The 4,413-nt window shown below is 63.6% G+C and carries 4 protein-coding genes; 2 read left to right on the top strand and 2 right to left on the bottom strand.

Features of this window, described 5'->3' with window-relative positions:
• The first annotated feature begins 60 nt into the window (after positions 1–60).
• On the top strand, positions 61–330 hold the full coding sequence (fliQ, locus tag AC4FAH_RS13440; protein WP_054556620.1) for a flagellar biosynthesis protein FliQ: 270 nt from the start codon (positions 61–63) through the stop codon (positions 328–330).
• Positions 331–390: 60 nt separating this feature from the next.
• Positions 391–1,188, top strand: a complete 798-nt coding sequence (gene fliR, locus AC4FAH_RS13435; RefSeq protein WP_233593262.1) for a flagellar biosynthetic protein FliR — start codon at positions 391–393, stop codon at positions 1,186–1,188.
• Between the two features lie 120 nt (positions 1,189–1,308).
• On the opposite strand, the gene flgL is transcribed toward fliR, so the two are convergent.
• Together flgL and flgK are read right to left on the bottom strand one after the other, a co-directional pair.
• Positions 1,309–2,568: a flagellar hook-associated protein FlgL gene (flgL, locus tag AC4FAH_RS13430; RefSeq protein ID WP_490246202.1), complete on the bottom strand. Its 1,260-nt coding sequence runs from the start codon at positions 2,566–2,568 to the stop codon at positions 1,309–1,311.
• Positions 2,569–2,578: 10 nt separating this feature from the next.
• Positions 2,579–4,210, bottom strand: coding sequence for a flagellar hook-associated protein FlgK (flgK, locus tag AC4FAH_RS13425; protein ID WP_490246201.1), 1,632 nt, complete (start codon positions 4,208–4,210; stop codon positions 2,579–2,581).
• Between the last annotated feature and the right edge of the window lie 203 nt (positions 4,211–4,413).

Genomic DNA, 4,413 nt, shown 5'->3' with positions numbered 1-4,413 from the left:
CGCGCAACCGTGCACTGCCAGCCTCGACACCTCCCATCTGCCCATCGAGAACGCGCCGCCATGACACCTGAAGTCATCACCAGCCTGGCCTCGCATGCCATGTACATCACCCTGTTGGTGGCAAGCCCGCTGCTGGCCAGCGCCCTGTTCATCGGCCTGATCGTCAGCCTGTTCCAGGCCGCGACCCAGATCAACGAGATGACCCTGTCCTTCATCCCCAAGATTCTCGGCGTGTTCGGCACCCTGGTACTGGCCGGCCCCTGGTTGCTGGAGACGCTGATGGACTTCACGCGCAGCGTCTTCACCGGCTTCCCGCACCTGATCGGATGAGCGACACCTGCATGAGCATCGACAACAGGCTCGACGCAAGCCCGGCGGGAGGACGCTCCATTGCCGAATGACCTGCTGTCCCCCGAGCATCTCCAGGCCCTGCTGCTGAGCGTGATGTGGCCCTTCGCGCGCCTGTCAGGCTTCATGATCAGCGCGCCGCTGTTCGGTCACCGCAGCCTGCCCACGCCGGTGCGCCTGTTGATGGCCTTTGGCCTGGCGCTGATCATCGCGCCGCTGGTCGATAGCCCACCCCCGGTGGATGTGCTCGGCCCGGCCGCCGTCTGGCAGCTGGCCTTGCAGATGGGCGTCGGCCTGGCACTGGGCCTGGTGATGCGCATCACCTTCGCCATCGTCGAGGCGGCCGGGGAATTCATCGGCTTGCAGATGGGTCTGGCCTTCGCCAGCTTCTTCTCGGCCGACACCGGCACCAATACCCAGGTGCTGTCGCGTCTGCTGGGCATGCTGGCCATGCTGCTGTTTCTGGCCTTCAATGGCCATCTGCTGGTACTGGAAATCCTGGTCACCCACTTCCACGAGATTCCCCTCGACCTGCGCCGCATGGGGCCCGTCGGGCTCGAGAATCTGTTGCTGTGGAGCGCCAGCCTGTTCAGCGCCGGCCTGCTGCTGGCCTTGCCGCTGGTTGCCTCGCTGCTGGCGATCAACCTGGCGATGGGCGTACTCAACCGCTCGGCGCCGCAGCTGTCGGTGTTCTCGATCGGCTTCCCGCTGACACTGCTGCTGGGCATCGCGATGCTGTGGCTGATGATGCCGGGCATGACGGACTGGCTGTCGCTGTTGTTCCGTCAGGCGCTGGGCGCCTTCCAGGCCGTGCATGAAGGCCTGGGCACGATGCCATGACACGCAAGCACTGATCTGAAAAGCAACCACCAAGACGCAAGAGCCGCACCGAATGCCATCGCGAGAGCGAGTATCCAGTGCGGCTTTTTCATCATTCCTCGAGCGCGGTCACGCCATCACTCAGCGCAGATAGTCGAACAGTGACATGCCCGAGATATCCGAGAACGCCTGCTGAGAGGCCTGCAGCCCCACCTGGGTCAGCGAGTAGTCGGAGATCGCCTCGTTGTAATCCAGATCGATCAGGTCCGAGCGGGTCGAGGCATAGTTGAGCTCACGGTCATCCCCGATGATATCCAGTGAATCCAGCTCGTTGAGCTTGGTGCCGACATCGGCGCGCACCGTCAGCACATTGTCGAGACTGTTGCTGAACTGGCGACTGGCGGTCGAGATGGCGTTGTTGAAGGCGGCCTGGTCGGCCTCGCTCTCGATCGGCGTGCTCAGCGCGGTGATCAGGCCATCCAGATTGGCGAACAGATCGGCGCTGGCCTCACCCTCCTCGACCACCAGCTGCGTTGCCTTGCCGGAGCTCTGAGCCTCAGCGACCTGTTGCTCATCACCGGACAGCGTCATCGACAGCCCATTGAACGCAAGCGTCATGCCATCGCTGTACGCCATGTCCGATGGCAGCGGGTTGCCTTCGCCATCCAGGACCTGGAGATCATTGCCTTCGGCATCGGTGCCGCTGATCGTGACGCCAGCGGCATCGATGCTGACGCTGTAGGCCGCGCCATCGACCCGCGCCGCGGCATCGACGACTTCCGGCCCCTTGAAGGTGATCGGCAGTGACGACTCGCTCTCGCTGGTCTGGCGGGCCAGCTGCTGATTGCCAGATGCCACGCCGCCAAAGATCTGGCTGCCGGTATGATTGACCTCCATCAGGCGCGAGCTGTCGACGCGTTGCTGGCGCTGCTCATCATCGCCGCGATAGCTGCCATCCTCGCCAAAGGGCGCCGTGTCACCGCTCATGCCGCCGAACAGATAGTTGCCGTTGCCGTCGGTGCTGTTGGCCAGTCCCAGCAACACCTCACGGCTGCCTTCAAGCTCGGTGGCCAGCGCATCACGGTCACTGTCACTGAGGGTGCCGTTGCCCGCCTGCACGATCAGGCTCTGGACACGCGTGATGGTGTCGGTGACCTGATTGAGCGCGCTTTCCTCGATGGAGAGGTTGTTGCGCGCCGTGGTGCGGCTGTCGCTGAACTGTTCATTGACGGCCTGGGACTGCGAGATCGTCACCGCCTGGCTGGCCGCACTCGGGTCATCCGAGGGATTGACCACGCGCTTGCCGGTGGCCAGCTGCTCGGACACCTTGGAGAACGCCGCCTGCTGATCCAGCATCGAGGTGACGCCCTGGGCATAGAGGGTTTGGGTACTGATGCGCATCACGGCCTCGTTAGCGGATGTTCAGAATGGTATCCAGCACCGTCGACGCGGTCTGGATGACCTGGGCGTTGGCCTGGTAATACTGCTGATAACGGATCAGGTCCGCGGCTTCTTCATCCAGATTGACCCCCGAGATCGACTGGTCTGCCGCCGACAGCTGCTCGGTCAGGCCCTGCTGAGCCTCCAGGTTGACCTGCACCTGACGGGTCTGGTTGCCGACCTGGCTGACCAGTGACGCGTAGTGATCATTGAAGCTGCCGGCGCTGCCCAGGGCGTCGCTGCTCTGCAGTGACTGCAGGGCGAGAATGTTGCGGTTGTCGAGGCTGGCATCGCTTGAACCCGCGGCGATCTCGGCACCCTCGTCGATCGCGACCCCGAAGGTGTCGGCGATATTGCGCGTCGGCTGGATGGTGAAGCTGTCACCGTCCGCCATGCCGGTGGCGGTGAACTCCAGGCCATCCTGGCGCATCACGCCTTCGCTGTCCGGGGTCAGGGTCTGCACGGCGCCGCTGCTGAGGTTTTCCAGCTGATAGGTGCCGCCGTCAAGACTCAGGCGGTAGTCATCGCCGGTCAGCGCGACACTGTAGAAATCGTCACCTTCCTGCTGGGTGGCGGGGGCGAATGTCACCTCAAGGTCCGCTCCGGCGGCGTTGCCGCTCGCCGGCAGCACTTCCGGATCACCGAGAGTGAAGAAGTCGCCCCCCGCGTTGCCATTGGCGTCGACACCGTCGGCGTGCTGGGCATTGAAGGTCAACGCCAGACCCGCGGCCAACTGGCCGAGCTGATTCTGGGTCGGCTCGAGGCTGTCGGCGCGGAAGCTCAACAGCCCGCCCAGGGTGCCGCCTTCGAGCTGCGCCTCATCGATGGCGCTGGCGACGCCCGGCGCCACGCTGTAAGTGACCACCGAACGGCTCATGTCCTGCGGGTCTGGTTCCACGTCCAGTTCGTAATTGCTGCTGCCGTTGACCAGCAGCTGGCCATTGCCGAGGCTGACGCTCAGCCGACCATCCTGCTCCTGCACCTCGACGCCGACCAGCGTCTGCAGGTCGGTCACCGCCTGATCGCGCTGGTCCAGCAGGCCCAGTGGCTCTTCGCCGGTACGCGCACGCGTCAGGGAAATCTGCTCGTTGAGCGAGGCGATCTGGCTGGTGGCAGTGTTGATGTCGCCGACCACATCGCCGAGCTGTGAATTGACCGCAGAATCCATGTCATCCAGATAGGCGGAGAAGGCATTGAGCTGCCCGGCCAGGCTCTCGGCGCTGCCCAGCAGGCTCTCGCGCGCCGCCGGATCACTCGGCTGACTGGCCACGCCTTCGATGGCGCCGAAGAACTCCTGCATCAACGGCGCCAGGCCCGCCTCGTCATCGGCGAGCAGATTGTCGATCTGACTGATGTTGGCTTCATGGGTCTCAAGCGCCGTGCTGGCGCTCATGGCGCTGTCCAGCTGCGCAGAGAGATAGCTGTCAGTCTGGCGGCTGATCGACGCCACACTGACACCGCCACCACTGTTGCCATTCAACTCGACCGTTTCACGGCTATAGCCCGGCGTGTAGACGTTGGCGATGTTGTTGCTGTTGGTGGCAAGCGCCGTCTGGGCGGCTTGCAGACCACTGACACCGATACTCAACATGCTGCTGGCCATGGCGTTTACCTGAAAGGAACAATGGGAAAAGGGAGAAGGTGAATGACGCCACACCGGCGTACGGATGCTGTGAATATCGGCGCGCCAGACGCCAACTTGAGGCCCCAGGCAGCAATAGTTGCCAACAATTCATCGACAGTGAATCGTCATCAGCGGCTCTAGCGGATCAGCGGCTCTGAACGGCCCATCGCCAACTGGATGGC

It is taken from the genome of Cobetia sp. (assembly GCF_983723665.1).
This window is presented reverse-complemented; position numbering and strand designations above follow the sequence as displayed.

Bases quoted from the DNA above. Each gene is read 5' to 3' on its own strand.
- flgK (WP_490246201.1), bottom strand. From the start codon at position 4,210: ATGGCCAGCAGCATGTTGAGTATCGGTGTCAGTGGTCTGCAAGCCGCC.
- flgL (WP_490246202.1), bottom strand. From the start codon at position 2,568: ATGCGCATCAGTACCCAAACCCTCTATGCCCAGGGCGTCACCTCGATG.
- fliQ (WP_054556620.1), top strand. From the start codon at position 61: ATGACACCTGAAGTCATCACCAGCCTGGCCTCGCATGCCATGTACATC.